Source organism: Treponema vincentii (genome assembly GCF_018336815.1).
Taxonomy (GTDB): Bacteria; Spirochaetota; Spirochaetia; order Treponematales; family Treponemataceae; genus Treponema.
The window spans coordinates 1,013,091-1,028,199 of record NZ_CP050497.1 but is presented as its reverse complement, the minus strand read 5'-3'; the positions used below and the strand labels follow the sequence as shown (position 1 = coordinate 1,028,199).

Sequence of the window (15,109 nt, the reverse complement as noted above, 5' to 3'; positions counted from 1 at the left end):
TGGCATCCTTGCCAGTATAACGATATTTTGGTCTTGCCAAAATTCGCAGTCAAAAGTGTACATGGACGTACACTTTTGACGATGATAGTAATTCGGCTGTGTACGGATGCCGGGGATTTTTCAGAACCGTTTTGGCGGTTCCTGTCTCTACTATTTCACCCTCTTTCATCACGGCAATACGTTCTGCAATATTCGCAACGGCATTCATATCGTGCGAAACAAACAGCAATGCAGCTTGGGTCTCTTTTACCGCTTTTGCAAGCAGTTGTAACACAATACCGCAATTACCAGCATCCAGTGCGCCGGTCGGCTCGTCGGCAATGAGCAACACGGGGCGCAGCGAAACGGCAATCGCAACCATAACCCGCTGCAGCATTCCGCCGCTTAATTGCCCCGGATAGCTTTCCATAACACGTTCCGCATCGGAAAGCCCTACGGCACAGAGCAGTTCATACCCCAACCGGAAAGCCTCACGTGTACTGCAATGACGGTGAGCCTTAATCGTTTCCATAAAATGGCGCTTTATTTTCATACACGGATCGAATGCCGCATGCGGATTTTGCATGACATACCCGATATCCTTTCCGTTGATTTTCTGCTGTTCCTTTGGGGATAATTGCAGCAGTTCTTTACCGCACAGCCGGATACTGCCGCTTTGCTGCGCATGGTCTTTGAGTAAGCCGAGTATCGCTTTGCACACGGAACTTTTGCCGCTGCCGCTTTCACCGATCAAACCGAACGTTTCTCCCCGCGCAATGGAAAAACCGATATTGCGTATTTTCGTTCTTTCATTCGGATATTCGATACACAAGCCGCTTACGGAAAGGATGGGGGCATCCTTCACCGGTTCTCCCGTATACTGTGCATAGTGCGGCGTGAGCGTACTCGCTTCATTCATCGATGCTTTCCTGTACGGAGCCTTGATACGGAGAAAAGAAACGGCGCAAACCTTCCCCCGTTATATTGCAGGCGCATACGGCAAAGAAGATACAGAGTCCGGGATAAACGGCGAATCGCGGAGCACGAATAAAGCTGCTTTTTGCATCCGACAGCAGCGCGCCCCATTCCGGCGTCCCTGCAGGCAATCCGATCCCTAAAAATGAAAAGCCGGAGAGCATCAGTACCGCATCGCCGATTCCTATCGTCAACAGTACGATAAGGCTCGGCATAATATTCGGAAAAATATGCTTTACCGTTATGCTCCAATCGGAAAGGCCTGCGGTTTTTGCATAGACAATATAGCTTTTTCGGCTTTCGTGATGCGTATAGCTGCGCACCATTCTGCCGTACCATCCCCAATACGCAAACCCCGCGCTTACCAGCAGATTGACTACGCCGTTTCCCATAATGCCGATAACCGCAAGCACCAGCACCGTTGGCGGCATCGCCATACTCACATCGCAGCTTAACACAAAAAGCTTATCCGCAACGCCGCCCTTAAACGCCGCAATCATCCCGATAGGTGTTGCAAGCACGGCAACTGTCCCGATAACTGCGGCGGCAAGTCCCATGGAATAGCGCGTGCCGTACAGCAGTCTTGAAAATATGCACCGTCCGTACGCATCCGCTCCCAACGGCATCGCAAAAGACCGCTCGGCAAACCGTACACTCATATCGATTTTGTCAGGATTATTCGGCGCCAACACATCGCAAAAAACAGCGATGATAACCAATACCGAAACCATACCGAGCCCTGCACCGAGCGCGGCATTCATTTTTCCCCTCATGCACGATTCCTCAACGAACGTTTATTTTAAGCGGCTTAAATGGCGCCGCTTAAAAACACTGTGAGTTTGCCATTCGGCAAACGTCACTTACTATATGTGCGCTGCCGCGCACGAATTAAACAACTTCCAAAGTTGACACTTCGTTCAGTTGTTTAATTTTAAAGAAGGATTAAGCGCTTCGCCGATAAACTCCGCCGCTCCGTTGCACACGGTAAATGTAAACGCCGTTACAATAAGATACGCATTGATGACGGGAAAATCACGGTTAACTGCGGCGTTCAGTGCATACATACCGATCCCTGGAATTGAAAAGATAGTCTCTACAATCGCTGTTCCCGCAATAAGATAGCCGATATTTTGTCCCCACAGGGTTACAAGCATCGGAGCGGCGTTGCGTAAAAGATGGCGCGTCATAATGTTCCAGTCGGTAATCCCGCGGGCTTTCGCATATTGAATATACTCTTTCTCCTCATTTTCCAATAAGAAGGAGCGTAAAAGGCGGATAAGCGTACCGGTCATCGGCAAAGCAAGGGTAAAAGAGGCAAACAGTACACTGCTCCCCTGCCCGTGCCCGATAACGGGAAACAGACGTAAGCGCATACCGAAAACGAGCAAAACCAAAAGACCGGTGCAATAACCGGGTACGGAAAAACTCAAGAAAGAAATGAAGCCGATAAGTTTATCCGCCAACCGGTTTTTGTACAAAGCCGCCGCTATGCCGAGCGGAACGGCAGCAATGATGCTGAATACCGATGCACAGGCGGCAATCAGCAGCGTTACGGGCAGCGCCTTGCCGAGTTCTTGCCGTACTGATTTTTTGGTAAGGTACGATGCGCCGAAATCCAGTCGCACCGCTTTTTGCAGCCATGACAAATACTGCTGCAGAATTGTCTTATCAAATCCGGTAAGCTCACGGTATTGCGCAATCAACTCCTTATTTGCAGAACGGACAACCCGCCGCGCATACGCTTCCGCAGGATCAATCGCCGAAATATTTGCCAGCAAAAACGAAAGAAAGGACACACATACCAAGACAAGGATAAGATACCCCGCTTTTTTAATAATTCTCACGTTTGTTTCAAATGCCCCATAGTATCATCTAATATTAATCGTTAGTATTCTACGAAAAAGTATAGGGAGCTCTACCCCAATCGGAATTTATTATGCCCCAAACGGGTATTGTTATATTTATCAATTAATTTGACAATAATCCCATCCTTCGAATCAGAGTACCAGGGGGTATGTTTATGAAAAGCTCTGTAAAAAAACAATCAATATATGCTATAATACCACCCGGAGGCAGCAAAATGTTTGCAATAACTGGGATTATTCAGGGAAACACCATTCTTACAGATTGTCCTTCGCTTGAATATTATAATGGCAGAAAAGTAATAATAACCGTTTTGGAAGATGAAAAGCCATATCATACCGTTTCTGATGAAAAACTTTTTGCAATTTCCGATTTTCTCATTGATCAGAATAAGCAAGCGTATCAGGAATTAGCTAAATGATTTTCTTTGAGTATGAACAAGTAGTAAAAATCCACAGGTCTCTTATCGAAAAGACAGGCGGTATGGATGGTATACGTGACGCGCAGCTGTTTGTTCGCTTCTCTCCCGTGTGTAAAGCTTCAGTTCGATGGCTTTGTCAATGAGGTCATAAAATGTTGCCCAGAAAATACCGGAATGCGATTTTGAGGTCTTCACGCCTCTTTCGGTAGTTAAGATGTGGTGTGTAAGCTCGTGTATTGCCGTATACATAAGCTGATTGTCTGTTGTAAAGTTTTTATTATGTAAAATGATTTCTCGTGTAGCAGGTTTGTATAATCCGTTTACCTTGCTTGATTTTTTGCCGGATTGAATAACTATAAAGTCGATTTTGCAGTAATAAAGTCTGGCTAATGCCGCCTTAATTTTCTCGTTGTTCACCTTCTAACCCCTTATAACAAAGGGCTTGCCCCTGCGTACTGGAACAAGCCCTTAAAGACTAGCGGTCAAGCTAGAACCGACAAGCGGTTTAGAAAGTACGCTCATCTAAGCCGCTCGTATGAAGCGCAATTTACGCTTCCCAAGTTGCTTAGAGATTAACACTAAATAACAACAGATACATCTTTACGACTTGCAAAATTCTTTGGAGTTTCAGACGGTTATTTTATGGCTTTGCAGGATGATATTGATATAAGAAATGCAAAGTTAGAGCTTGCTCCACAATTAGAAGAGATAAAAGCCTACGCTTATGCATAATAATATGCCATAACAAGAAGTTCAAAGCCGACACAGGCTCAAGGTCTGTGCGGTTTAACTCATTATTAGCTCTAAAAAATTGCACTGTTTCCTATAATTCAGAGAATTCAAAATTTATACCTAGCATAGTATGTCTCAAAATAGCAGGATTTCCCACCTACACTATAAAACATAAGCCTAAAAAAACAAGTCGCTGTTGTTCACTTTTCAAGGTAACCTGTTCCGAAACGGAAGTTTCCGAACAGGTTTACCATATCTTCATTACAAATAAAAGAAAACGTAATGAAGATGCTTGCTATTTTTTATTAGCCGATTTATCATAGAAGTAACACAGGGGGAAATATGGCACAAGCAGTAAATGTGAATTTTCGTTTAGACGAAGATGTAAAAAAGAGTATGGAACAAACGTGTTCCGAATTAGGGCTTTCTATGAGTGCGGCGTTTACGATTTTTGCAAAAAAAGTCGGCAGAGAAAAGCGCATACCTTTTGAAGTCGCCGTTGACCCGTTCTATTCTGAAAGCAATATCCGCTATCTTGAAAATATTGTGCGTGATATAAAAGAAGGAAAGGCTCATTTTGCCGAGCATGAGTTGATTGAGGCAGAGTAATGCGGCTATTATGGGAAGATAGAGCATGGGATGATTATTTATATTGGCAGGCACAGGACAAGAAGACACTGAAAAAATAAACGGGCTTATCAAAGATATTCAGCGAAGTACTTTTGAGGGGATAGGTAAACCGGAACCCCTAAAGGGAAATTTAAGCGGTATGTGGAGCAGACGTATTGATAATACGAATCGAATTGTCTACTACGAGAAAGACGGCATAATCTATATTGTTTCATGTAAAGGGCACTATGAAGATTGAAAGAATACAGCTTCCCCCGCAGCGACAGGACTGCGGAGGAAGAGTAATTCACAGCCTTATGCCTTTACAATAGGCACCCATAGCTCCATCATGTAATTCTTGCTGTACATATCCCCTTCCGAATATGCTTCAAAGTCGGGAGTACCGGCATGACAGTACCCTTGTTCGGGAAAGAAGGTTTCCATAACATACTTCCAGCCTTTGTGGATGCAGTCGGGAACGGGGCCTTTCAGCTGGACTACTGCGTATTCGGCTTCAGGGATGTGCATCACCGACAAGCCGAGTTCGGCAGCTTTTTGTTCGTCACGGCAATCATACGCCGCTGCATAAGTAAACGTTTTGCCGTCTTTTACCTCGGAACAGACGCCGAAGCTCCTGCCGTTTCCGAGTTTTGCAAGTTCTTCGTGCGAAGCTTTTTCAAAAAGGCTGTTCCAGACTTTCGGAAAATCACTGGTTCGATCCGCATCGACTTGAATGCCTGCAAGCGTAAATCCGCTCTTTTTTTCAATTTTGACTTCCATAGTTTGCCCTCCGTTGACGGTTAAAGATAATTTAATTGGAGCAAATGATTTAAATTCTTTTCCGTTCCGAACCGCGCTCGGACTGACGCCGTGGAATTTCTTAAACGCAGCTGCAAAAGAATCAGGCGATTCATAGCCGTACGCCAATGCTATGTCGATAATCTTAGCATCGGTATTGCGCAAATCGGCGGCGGCTCTGCTGAGTTTTCTAAAACGGAGATATTCATTTAAAGGATACCCGACCAATATCGAAAAAATTCTGCTGAATAGCGGATAGGAATAGCCGGAAATGCGCGCAATCTCCGCTTCATCGCACCCTGTCTCAATAGTTCTTTCAATATAAGCCATCGTTCCGTTAAATGATTGAATGATATTCATCTTTTGCTCCAAAACCTACGGAGAGTATAATGCATATAAAAACAGCCGTCCCGATAGTTATCGTACAAAAAAAAGCGGCTGCGATGTGTCTTCTATCAGAATTATCGATAATATTCCGGAAAAGCCGTATGAAAAAAGGCATGTCTATTTCAGCGATTGATGTTGCCCCTCAAACTTCTTCCATAAAATTTTCGGAAGGCTTGCGAGAAATGACTGACATTCACATACCCGACTGCATAAGCGGCTTGGCTGACCGTTGTGTTTTTATCATCCAATAATGATCGTGCCGTTTCCATCCTTATGCTATGGGTAAACTGATGAATTGTTTTTCCGAATGTTTCTTTAAAACCCTGCTTTAATCGAGTTTCGTTTAAAAAGACCTGCCGCGCTAATTGCGGAATTGTCGGAGGATCGGCGTATTGTTCCGATAAGATATCGTGAGCGCGTAACACGGCAGCGTATTCGGCGGGAGAAAGCGAGGAACGGGTAATTCCGCGCATGGGGTTTGCAATGTAACGTTGCCAAAGTTGTGTAAGCAGCGTTTTGGTAATACCTTCATAAAAGATCGGCTGCATCGCACCTTCTACCGGACTATCGATAATATCCTTAAAAAAGCCGTATAAACGGAAGTTCCGGTTTTTTCGGCTCCATCAGCCAATCCGTCAAGCCATCCGGCTTTGTGTTTTGGGATTGCATACCTGCAAACGCAAAGGGCAGCGCTTGCTTAAATTCATCCGTACCGAATAGAGAAACAGCCGTAATATCCTCCCCTGCCGGATACATCATCATACCGCAGCTGTTTTGCTTGGTATAAATGCCCAGCTCATTCGGTGAAAGGCAAGTGTCGATTACGCCCGTTTCGGAATAGGCGATATGCCCGCCAAAACAACACGTCGTTTCAAATGCGGAATTATAGCCGTCATACTGCATCACCAGCGGATAGCGCAGTTTGAGCCGAATAATAGAAAGCCCGACATTCCCGCAAGGGAAAATATTGCGGATAGTTCCGACTCCGACCTCTTTCGGAACCGTATATGTTTTACAACGCCCCTCATCCGCACAGCGAAAGCCGAATTGCTCTCTTAATATGTAATCATAATCATCTATCTGTTTAATAACTAAGGCCGATTGCATCGTTTCTCTTTTTCAGCTTTGCTGTCATCATCAACCGCAAAAACAAGTGCAGCACAGTAAAAAAGCTGCATAAAAAATAGGCGTTTCATACAATGTTTTTCATAAGTTATTGGTATTCCAAAACTTATGAAAAACATCATCTCGGATAGGCTTACAATTTTTAGCGGCGCCCAATACTCAAGTCCGAGTCTTACGCTCCCGCCTTTTTCATTTGTTCAAGGTTTTCAAGATTTTGCTTCATCGCTTTTTCGACCGCGCGGAGGATGTTTTCGTAGCCGGTGCAGCGGCAGAGGTGGCCGGAAATAAGCTTACGCAGCTCTTCCCGTGTATACAGCTTTCCGCTGCCGACAATTTCTACCGCCGTCAAAATAAGCCCGGGGGTACAGAAGCCGCATTGAACCGCCGCTTCATCGATAAAGGCCTGCTGTATCGGATTGAGTTCTCCGTTTTCGCCCTGTAAGCCTTCAACCGTCAAAATACTCTTGCCGTCCGCCCAGACTGCAAGGTAAATACAGCTGTCAACGGACACTCCATCCACCAACACGGTACAGGCGCCGCATTCTCCTACTTCACAGCCCTTTTTAACACTGGTCAACGCAAGCCTATTGCGAAGCGCGTCGGCAAGCGATTCCCGAACATCAACGGCAAGCTCGCGCTGCTTTCCGTTCACCTTCATACTAATAATTTTTAACATGCTTACACCTCCTGCCGCTCGACAGCTTTCCGTAAAGATCGCACCGCTATTTGCTTGGCGGTATTAATTCTGAACGCTTTTGACGCGCGCCACGAGTCACGGGGATTGATATCCGTAAGGAGCACTTCCTGCAAGCCTTCATATAATGCATCGTTGATTTCTTTACCGGTTAAAAAAGCCTCGGTATTTTTACAGCGGAGCGGCACCGGAGCAGCAACGCCGAAACACATACGTACCTCATCGATTTTTAAGGCGCCATTTTCCCGTTTGGTTTTTACAAGGGAGGCGCAGCTCAAGTTCGCAATATCCATCGCATTACGCATCGCATACTTGATGTAATCGCCGGTAAAGCCTTCGTAGTCCTTCTTTTTAATGAGGAAGGAGGTTACCAACTCGCCTTTTTGCAGCACAACCTTTCCGGCGGAGATGTAAAATTCCTGCACGGGAACCAGCCGCACTCCATCCGGGCCGGTAATTTCGACAACCGAGTTATAGCACTGCTGGCTCGGCGCGGTGTCGGCGCTCGTTACACCGTTGGAGATGTTCCCGCCTGCCGTTCCCATATTCCGTATCTGAGGCCCGCCGACCTGATCGGCTGCATAGCCGAGCATCGGTAAGTGCTTCTGCACGATGGGACTTCCGGTTAATTCGCTAAAGACCGTCAGCGGCCGGATGCGGATAGTACCTTCTTCGTCTATGCTCACGCCGCGCAATTCGGGGATGCCGAAAATAGACACGACATTCCGTCCGGCAAGTTTACCTTCCCGCATTTGAATCAGCACGTCGGTGCCGCCGGCAAGGATAACCGGATTTTCGGTACGGACTAAGGCGCTTACGGCATCGGCGATGGATGTCGCTTGATAAAAACTTTCCATATCGTACATATTAGATTACCTCCTTCAGCAGCCCGCTCTCGCTGAACGCTTCAAAAAGCCGCTGAGGATTAAGCGGCAGCTTATTAATGGCAACGCCGGTTGCATGGAGCAGCGCATTGCGGATTGCCGGCGGCTGCGAAATAATCGGCGGCTCGCCCAAAGATTTATTTCCGAAGGGACCGGTGGGGTCGGCATTTTCGATGAACAGCTCGTGTAAGTCGGGAAGATCCATCGCCGTCGGCAGCTTATAATCCAAAAGGTTCCCGTTCAGCAGCTTGCCTTTATTATCGTAAAGCATCTGTTCGGCAGTTGCAGCACCGAGTCCCATTCCCATGCCGCCGTGTACCTGAGCCGCCGCAAGCTGCGGATTGATAAGCGTACCGCTGTCGTGCAGGTTCAAAATATTCAGTACCTTGATTTTGCCGACCGGGATATCAACCTCAATCTCAACAAAGGTTGCGCCGAACGAGAAGCAGTTATCGGTACAATGAGAGGTTTCTTCCGCGCTGAGGTGATTGGATTCCTTCATACTGTAACAGCTTTCCATTGCGACCTCTTCCAAAGTGAGTCGCTCTTCGCCGGTACTGCGGACAATAATTTTTTCATGCTGCAGATCAAGTTCATCGGCCTTCATATCGAGCATCCATGCCGCATATTCCAAGATTTTTCGTTTCAGCGATTCGGCGGTCTTTTTAACAGCCTTACCGCTGACATACGTTTGACGGGAAGCATAAGCCGCGCTGTCGTAGGGGCTGACATCGGTATCCTGTTCCGAGAAGATATACACCTTATCCATCGGCAGCGAAAGCACTTCGGCAGCCATCTGGCAGAACACCGTATCGGCACCTTGGCCTATTTCCGTTGCACCCATCTGAATTTGGATACTGCCGTCCTGATTGAGCACAATACGGGCGGAGGCAGTTTCGAGCGCGATGGGGTACACGCCGGTTTTGTAGTTAAAGCAGGCAACTCCGACGCCGCGGCGCACCGGCCCTGTTTGGTTCGCATATTTCTTGCGCAGCTCATCCCAGTGGAACACCTCGCGGCCTTTCTGCAAGCACTGATACAGCCCGTCCGAGTTTGCTCTAATCTTTGTAACAGGGTCTTCGTACCCTTCCCGCATACAGTTCTTGAGCCGCAAATCAACAGGATCCATATTCAGTTTGAGCGCCATATCATCCATAAAAGATTCAAGGGCAAAATCCGCTTGCGGAATCCCATACGCGCGCATTGCCCCTGCGGTAATATGGTTGGTAAACACGGAATACGCTTCGGACACGACTCCTTTTTCCGCCGAGTAGAGCTGCTTAAATTCGTTAGCGGCATTCGCGGTAATGGCGTGGCCGTGGGAAGCATAGCCGCCATTTGTGGAATAGCAGAGCATCTTGCGCGAAATGAACCTGCCGTCCGACTTCCGCACCGTGGTCTTCATATGGAATTCCATCGCATGGCGCGTGCGGGTACACATAAAGGTTTCCTCACGCGAAACGGACAGCTGCACACAGCGGCCGCCTACGAGCGTACAAAGGTAAGCGTTCAGTGGCTCATAGAGGATGTCCTGCTTATTGCCGAAGCCGCCGCCGATATACGGCTTGATAACCCGTATTTTTCCCCAGTCGATTCCGAGCGCCTGTCCGCACACGCGGCGGCAGATATGAGGCAGCTGCGTGGAAGACACCACGATAATCTTTCCGCCTTTCATATACGCATACGAGCCGGGATTTTCTATATGACAGTGAGAAATCGGAGATACCGCATAATCGCCTTCAAACATCACGGTGTCGGTATCATCCGGCGTTTCTTCATACGTACCCACGCTGAACACCGTATGCTTGAGCACATTGCCCGGAAACGCTTCGTGTAACACGGTTGCTTCCGGCGACATCGCTTGGTGCACATCCATAATAGGAGGATATTCTTCATACTCAACGGTGATTGCTTTTAAGGCACGCTCTGCAGCGACATTGTCTTCTGCAATGACTGCCGCAATATCATCCCCGTAGAAGCGTACTCTCGTGTTCAACAGTCTCCGGTCGGCAATATCCTGATGCGCCGCTTCGGTAGACCACGGGTGTCCCGCAGTCGGGAAACAAATGTCCGGCACATCGAAACAGGTAACAATCTTAACCACGCCGGGGATTTTTTCCGCAGCGCTTGTATCGATTTTTTTTACCAGTCCGTTCGCGATGGTACTGTGCAATACCTTTGCGACTAAAAAATCACTGTGAAAATAATCGTCAACATACTTTGCCCTGCCGGTTACCTTATCGTAAGCATCGACACGGGGCACCGCTTTTCCAACTATCATTTTTACCTCCCTATATAAACTGAAATTTTACTACATCGAACAAACCGGAATCCGTCAATTTTAATTCGGGGATAACCGGCAGCGCAAGGAACGACAAACCGATCAGCGGTTCAACTTCGGGATAGACGCCGATAGTATGCGCTTTCTCGGCTGCATCGTGGATGCATTCGGCAAGCTGTACCGGCTCGCTGGGACTCATCAACCCGGCGATCGGCAGTGCAAACTTGCTGAGCACCGCGCCGTTTTGTACAACAGCCACGCCGCCTTTCATGTCGATAACTTCCTCTACGGCGCGGTGCATATCGGTGGCATTGGAACCGGCAACAATGATATTGTGCGAATCATGCCCGATACTTGCAGCAATTGCGCCTCTCGACAGTCCGTAACCGTACAGCAATGCGCGGCCGATATTGCCGGTATTCTTATGCCGCTCCAAAACAGCCAGATAGCAAAGCTTTCCTTCTTTAAGCAGTTCGTTACATTCCTGCCGCGGGAATACTAAATGCTGTGTAACCAATTTTCCCGGCTGCATACCGATGACATGGAAATTATCGGAACCGGACGGCATAAAGTGATCGGCATTGAAAGCGCTCCGCGGAACGGGAACGACGTGCACGCTGTCGGTTATTCTTTGAATCGAGAACGAAGCCGGTTCGTTTTCGTCTGCCGATGCGTCTTCTTGCGCCGCGGGGATACTGTCAACCTCGATGCCGGCCTTGTACACCGTATTAATCGGAAAGTCCGTTATATTGTCAAATACGACAATATCCGCATGATAGCGCGGAGCAATCGCGCCCATTCCGGTCAGGCCGTAGCATTGCGCGGCATGGAAGCTCGCCATACACAGCGCATCTTCTGCCGGCAATCCAAGCGAGACTGCCTTGCGTACGTTATTGTCGATATGTCCATTCGCCAATATATCGCTCATTTTTTTATCATCGGTGCAGAATGCAAAGCGTCCCGTATCCGTTTTATGCTCCAACATTCCGGTTACGATGGGTTCCAAGTCCTGCGCGGAAGAACCTTCGCGTATCAGAATGTACATTCCTTGCTGCAGCTTTTCGTATGCTTCTTCATAAGAAGAAGATTCGTGATCGGTGCGGATACCGGCAGCGCAATACGCTTGCAGTTCTTTACCGCGTACAAAGGGAGCATGACCGTCGCACATCTTTTTCCGGGCGGCGGCAATCTTCTTTAATACGGACTCATCCCCGCGGATAACTGCAGGATAGTTCATCATCTCGCCGAGTCCAAGCACATTCGGTTCGTCCAACAGTTTTTCTATATCATAAGCGGTAATAATACCGCCGGTATGTTCAAAATCGGTAGCGGGTACGCATGAGGGAATCATAAAATAGATGGAAACAAGCGGCTGATTTGTACCGGCAAATACCGCTTTCCGCGCATCCGCCAGCATATAAAGGATACCGTCAACGCCGGCAACATTTGCAATTTCGTGCGGATCCGCAACAACCGCAGTGGTACCGCACCGGAGTGCCTGCCGTGCAAAATTTCGGGGAGGCGCCATCGTCGATTCAATGTGCATGTGCGCATCGATAAGACCGGGGCAAACATACTTACCTGTCAGATCCTTTTCTTCGATACCGTCATATTGTCCGACTCCGGCGATATACCCGTCCGCTATCGCAACATCCTGTTTAATAAACTCTTTGGTAAATACATTAAGCACGAAAGCGTTTTTTTAACACCAGATCGGCTTTTACCCGCCCTGCCGCAATATCGATAAACCTTTTTTCATCCATAATTATATCTCCCATTTATATATTTTTGTATATATTATCAGTATTCCGCATGATTCCACACGCAGCGGCCTTGCACAAATTTTGCAACCATGCTGTGCTGCTCCGTCAAGTAGAGTGCACGCTCAAGCCGCTGTTCAATAGAAAAATCCGTACGTGCGCTAAAACGGGAATCGTCGATCACCACTGCATCGAACCAGAAGTTCTTTTCAAAGCTGCCGGTATCGCCGAAGAAGGAACCGCCGCCTTTCGTTCCAAGGTACAATACTTCCGAAACGGAGAGTGCACGCTCGCCTCCATAAAAATACCGCCGCATCTTTGAAGCTTGGAGCGCCGACATCATCGCTTTAAACAGGGAAAGCTGGGAGCCTGCCGCAATATCGGAGCCGAGCCCTACATGAACACCGGCATCCAAAAGCCGCGCAATCGGCGCAATGCCGCTGGTTAAATTGATATTCGATTCGGGGCAATGAGCAATATACGTGCCGCGCCGAATCAGCAATTCTATTTCTTCGTCGGTAGGGTGCACACAATGAGCGAGAATGGTTTTATCGGTTAAAAGGCCGTAGCGGCCGTACACTTCGGCATAGTTTTTACATTCGGGATGAAGTTCCTTCACCCATGCGATTTCTTTTTTATTTTCCGAAAGATGGCTCTGTATAGGCAAGTGCCGGGCTGCTGCCAACTTGCCGAGATTATCCATTAAAGCGGGCGTACACGAAGGCACAAAGCGAGGCGTTATAATAGGAGCAACGGTATCATCATTTTTAAATGAATCAACAAAGGCTTGGGTCGCGGCAAAAGAAGATTCCGCCGTTTCGCATAAGTAGTCGGGCGCATTCCGATCCATATTCACCTTGCCGACGAGACACGGCATCTTTTTAGCTTTCAGTAAATCGGCCAGCACACGATTGCCGCTATTATGAATAGTGCCGAAGATTACCGCACGGCATGACGGGCTTGCTTCAAGGTCATCGGTAAAAAGCCGATAGCTCTGCAAAGCGTAATCGGCATCGGCATATTTCGCTTCTTCGGGAAAGGTATAGGTATTCAGCCAATCGATGAGCTCAAGCTCCATCCCTATTCCGCGGAATGCGTACTGCGGTGCATGAACGTGTAAATCCACGCACGCAGGCACAATCAGCATACCGGAAAAATCAAAACAGGGGACATGCTCCCACTGCCCTTCCGGTAATATATTGACAAAATCGATTATCCTTCCGTTTTCGCACAGTGCATACGCATTCGGATGCGCTACGAGACGGTCTTTTGTTACGGCTGATATAAAATCACCCTTAACGACAAACTGTGTCTGACTCATACTGCAATACCCTTGTACCAGTATAGCACGGTTCACCGCAAAAACAAGCAAAAAAACGCAAAAAACTAATTTTTTTTTAGGATGTCTCACAATATATAAGGATTAGTGAAGGAATTAAAAAGAAAAAGATAAAAAAGCAAACTCTCGGACTTAAACCGAGTACCTGCACGTTACGGCTCGGTTATTTTTGCGTTTAACAAAGTCGATTAAATTTGTCCGTTGTTGACGGCATCCATTAAGAAATCATTTACCTTTGTTTGCCAACCTTTTCCCATTGCTCTAAAATGGTCAATAAGATATTTGCTCAATCTGATTGATACTTGCTCTCTTTTTGGCTTGAAGTATTCAGGGTATCGAGGCTTAAAACCGGAAAAGTCCGTAATTTCAGGAATATCCGATAAATCAATGTTCTTGCGGAGTTCCGCCACTCTTTCAGCAGTTAAAGTTTTTTCGTTGCTCATAATAAAAAGCCTCCTCCTTTTTTGTTGCCAGACGTGAAGAAATAAGCCTTGTTCTATCACGTTCCGTATACACAATCGTGATTATTACAAAACCGTTCAAACTCCCAATCCCTATTAGTCTTTCTTCCTTAAGTGTTGAATGTTCAATATCAATCTTTTCGATAAAGTATGGATCATTAAACACTTCAAGAATTGCATCAAATGAAAGACCGTGTTTTTTGATGTTTATCTCATTCTTGTTACTGTCCCATTCAAATTTTCCGTGAACAACCATCATAAAAACACCTCTTTTGATATGTCTATATTGTATTTCTTTTATGTATTTCTATCAAGGTATGCATAGTAACAAAAAAAGCAGTATACTAATCTACCACGGTACAGTCTCTTGTCCGGTTATTTTAAAATCTAAATCAACACCCCCGATGCAGAGCATTGCCGAGGAACGGCGGGTATTAAACCTTCCGCACGAATAAAAGTCTTTTTTCTTTGTTTGGGATTGAAAAAGGATATGAGACAGCCATAGTAAAGACTTTTATCGCAGATACTGAAAGCGAACATGTATTGGTTTTATGTACCGGGGAATAGCATAATCTTTAATATTGTCGTCCCAATTGTTCGAATAACGTATTTTGTAAATAATGATAACACAATCACTTACTAAAAAAAAGCCAACTCTCGGACTTGAACCGAGTACCTGCACGTTACGAGGGTGCTGCTCTGCCGGGTGAGCTAAGTTGGCAAATAAAACAAGCTGAGGCTAGTTTACCAAAAAAGGCTTCCTCAGACAAAGTTTGAACAGTATACGGAAAAAGAACCGTT

General features: G+C 46.8%; 16 protein-coding genes, 1 tRNA gene and 1 pseudogene. 3 read left to right on the top strand and 15 right to left on the bottom strand.

From position 1 onward, the window contains the following. Window positions 1–49: 49 nt before the first annotated feature. The 3 genes from GWP40_RS04700 to GWP40_RS04690 all read right to left on the bottom strand — a co-directional run bounded on the left by GWP40_RS04700 (window position 50) and on the right by GWP40_RS04690 (window position 2,798). A complete protein-coding gene (locus GWP40_RS04700; RefSeq protein ID WP_212566258.1) occupies window positions 50–898 on the bottom strand; it encodes an ABC transporter ATP-binding protein in 849 nt (282 codons plus the stop codon). Continuing rightward, complete coding sequence (locus tag GWP40_RS04695) at window positions 891–1,727, bottom strand: ABC transporter permease (protein WP_212566257.1); 837 nt, start codon at window positions 1,725–1,727, stop codon at window positions 891–893. Before GWP40_RS04695 ends, GWP40_RS04700 begins: the two co-directional genes overlap by 8 nt. 144 nt (window positions 1,728–1,871) lie before the next feature. Beyond that, a complete protein-coding gene (locus GWP40_RS04690) occupies window positions 1,872–2,798 on the bottom strand; it encodes an ABC transporter permease (RefSeq protein WP_212566256.1) in 927 nt (308 codons plus the stop codon). A 176-nt stretch (window positions 2,799–2,974) separates the two neighbouring features. Here GWP40_RS04690 and GWP40_RS04685 point away from each other — a divergent pair, with 176 nt between their 5' ends. Further along, complete coding sequence (locus GWP40_RS04685) at window positions 2,975–3,238, top strand: hypothetical protein (protein WP_230974607.1); 264 nt, start codon at window positions 2,975–2,977, stop codon at window positions 3,236–3,238. A gap of 42 nt (window positions 3,239–3,280) precedes the next feature. Here GWP40_RS04685 and GWP40_RS04680 read toward each other — a convergent pair whose 3' ends face one another. Then, window positions 3,281–3,655 (bottom strand): hypothetical protein, encoded by a 375-nt coding sequence (locus tag GWP40_RS04680; RefSeq protein WP_212566255.1) that lies wholly within the window; start codon window positions 3,653–3,655, stop codon window positions 3,281–3,283. A 657-nt stretch (window positions 3,656–4,312) separates the two neighbouring features. Here GWP40_RS04680 and GWP40_RS04675 point away from each other — a divergent pair. Together GWP40_RS04675 and GWP40_RS04670 are read left to right on the top strand one after the other, a co-directional pair. Further along, a complete protein-coding gene (locus tag GWP40_RS04675) occupies window positions 4,313–4,579 on the top strand; it encodes a type II toxin-antitoxin system RelB/DinJ family antitoxin (RefSeq protein WP_212566254.1) in 267 nt (88 codons plus the stop codon). Further along, window positions 4,579–4,838: pseudogene (locus GWP40_RS04670) on the top strand (Txe/YoeB family addiction module toxin). The gene GWP40_RS04675 and the pseudogene GWP40_RS04670 overlap by 1 nt, the downstream one beginning before the upstream one ends. A 56-nt stretch (window positions 4,839–4,894) precedes the next feature. Here the strand turns inward: GWP40_RS04670 and GWP40_RS04665 are convergent. The 11 genes from GWP40_RS04665 to GWP40_RS04615 all read right to left on the bottom strand — a co-directional run bounded on the left by GWP40_RS04665 (window position 4,895) and on the right by GWP40_RS04615 (window position 15,029). Continuing rightward, window positions 4,895–5,737, bottom strand: a complete 843-nt coding sequence (locus GWP40_RS04665; RefSeq protein ID WP_212566253.1) for an AraC family transcriptional regulator — start codon at window positions 5,735–5,737, stop codon at window positions 4,895–4,897. 149 nt (window positions 5,738–5,886) lie between these two features. Beyond that, the gene (locus tag GWP40_RS04660) at window positions 5,887–6,312 is read right to left on the bottom strand and encodes a helix-turn-helix transcriptional regulator (RefSeq protein ID WP_212566252.1); all 426 of its coding nucleotides are present in this window, start codon (window positions 6,310–6,312) and stop codon (window positions 5,887–5,889) included. Between the two features lie 31 nt (window positions 6,313–6,343). Beyond that, window positions 6,344–6,871, bottom strand: a complete 528-nt coding sequence (locus tag GWP40_RS04655) for a hypothetical protein (protein WP_212566251.1) — start codon at window positions 6,869–6,871, stop codon at window positions 6,344–6,346. Between the two features lie 190 nt (window positions 6,872–7,061). Then, the gene (xdhC, locus tag GWP40_RS04650; protein WP_212566250.1) at window positions 7,062–7,565 is read right to left on the bottom strand and encodes a xanthine dehydrogenase subunit XdhC; all 504 of its coding nucleotides are present in this window, start codon (window positions 7,563–7,565) and stop codon (window positions 7,062–7,064) included. Between the two features lie 2 nt (window positions 7,566–7,567). Next, window positions 7,568–8,449 carry a xanthine dehydrogenase subunit XdhB gene (gene xdhB, locus GWP40_RS04645; RefSeq protein WP_212566249.1) on the bottom strand — a complete coding sequence of 294 codons (882 nt, stop codon included), beginning with the start codon at window positions 8,447–8,449 and terminating at the stop codon, window positions 7,568–7,570. Between the two features lies 1 nt (window position 8,450). Beyond that, window positions 8,451–10,748 (bottom strand): xanthine dehydrogenase subunit XdhA, encoded by a 2,298-nt coding sequence (xdhA, locus tag GWP40_RS04640; RefSeq protein ID WP_212566248.1) that lies wholly within the window; start codon window positions 10,746–10,748, stop codon window positions 8,451–8,453. Window positions 10,749–10,758: 10 nt separating this feature from the next. Beyond that, entirely contained in the window at window positions 10,759–12,438 is a 1,680-nt protein-coding gene (gene ade / locus GWP40_RS04635) for an adenine deaminase (RefSeq protein ID WP_230974606.1), read from the bottom strand. A 110-nt stretch (window positions 12,439–12,548) separates the two neighbouring features. Further along, a complete protein-coding gene (locus tag GWP40_RS04630; RefSeq protein WP_212566247.1) occupies window positions 12,549–13,829 on the bottom strand; it encodes an amidohydrolase family protein in 1,281 nt (426 codons plus the stop codon). A gap of 206 nt (window positions 13,830–14,035) precedes the next feature. Further along, a complete protein-coding gene (locus GWP40_RS04625; RefSeq protein WP_039925512.1) occupies window positions 14,036–14,290 on the bottom strand; it encodes a BrnA antitoxin family protein in 255 nt (84 codons plus the stop codon). After that, window positions 14,262–14,567, bottom strand: a complete 306-nt coding sequence (locus GWP40_RS04620; RefSeq protein ID WP_006188009.1) for a BrnT family toxin — start codon at window positions 14,565–14,567, stop codon at window positions 14,262–14,264. The genes GWP40_RS04625 and GWP40_RS04620 overlap by 29 nt, the downstream gene beginning before the upstream one ends. 389 nt (window positions 14,568–14,956) lie before the next feature. Further along, a tRNA-Thr gene (locus GWP40_RS04615) sits at window positions 14,957–15,029 on the bottom strand. Window positions 15,030–15,109: the final 80 nt, after the last annotated feature.